We start from the raw sequence: 1,076 nt of genomic DNA, 5'->3' as shown, positions 1-1,076 counted from the left end.
TTATTTGAAGCCGATTGCTACCAATCATTTACCCTTTCTAATCAATCAATTGCCGATTATCAAACTAAAGTATTAAACGATGTAATGTTAGTACCTGTAGCCGGTTCAGCACCATCTAATTTAACTGCTTCAAACATTGGCTCAAGTTCAGCCACAATTAGTTGGGATGCAATTATTGGAGCCACATACGATTATCAATATCGATTGGTAGGCTCTCCTACATGGACTACGGTAAGCACCTCCAATGCTACAGTTAACTTATCCGGTTTAAATAATAGTTCACAATATGAAGTGCAAGTAAGGAGTACTTGTAATAGTAACACATCTTCTTATAGCGGTTCTACATTATTTACGACAACAACGCCTCCTCCTTGTTCCGGTATGTTGATATCGTCCTTCCCTTACAGTGAAAGTTTTGAAAATACCATTGGAGATTGGATTCAAGATACAAGCGACAATTTTAATTGGACAATTAACTCTTCTACAACTTCATCACCTAATACAGGACCTTCTATTGCGAACAGTGGAAATTTTTATTTATACACAGAAGCTAGCGGAAGAACAGCTGGCGATCAAGCTATACTAAATAGTCCCTGTTTTAATTTAAATAATACCTCTAGTGCAACCTTCAGTTTTTCTTATCACATGTATGGCAATCAAATGGGTACCTTAACTTTACAATACTCTATTGATGACGGGAATAATTGGAATAATTTATGGACATTATCAGGAGACCAAGGAAATTCTTGGGTAAACATTAATAATATTAATTTAAGTCCCTACATAAATAATTATCTTAGATTGCGCTTTATTGGTGTAAGAGGTAGTGGAAATAGAAGTGATATGGCCATTGATAACATAGGCTTGACTGTCATAAATGCTGCAACTACATGGTATCAAGACTCAGATAATGATAATTTTGGAAATCCTTCTGTAAGCCAAGTAGCCTTATCTCAACCTGCTGGATATGTTTCTGATAATACAGACTGTAACGATACCGATAGTGCCATCAACCCCAATACCGTGTGGTACTTAGGCGTGGATAGCGATGGTGATGGATTCTTCGGAAGCCAAGT

At 36.8% G+C, this 1,076-nt stretch carries 1 protein-coding gene; it reads left to right on the top strand.

Features of this window, described 5'->3' with window-relative positions; translation table 11 throughout:
* A partial coding sequence (locus ABD963_RS15045) for a fibronectin type III domain-containing protein (protein WP_345278271.1) occupies window positions 1-1,076 on the top strand: 1,076 nt, incomplete at both ends.

Source organism: Litoribaculum gwangyangense (assembly GCF_039543505.1).
Taxonomy (GTDB): domain Bacteria; phylum Bacteroidota; class Bacteroidia; order Flavobacteriales; family Flavobacteriaceae; genus Litoribaculum; species Litoribaculum gwangyangense.
This window is presented reverse-complemented; position numbering and strand designations above follow the sequence as displayed.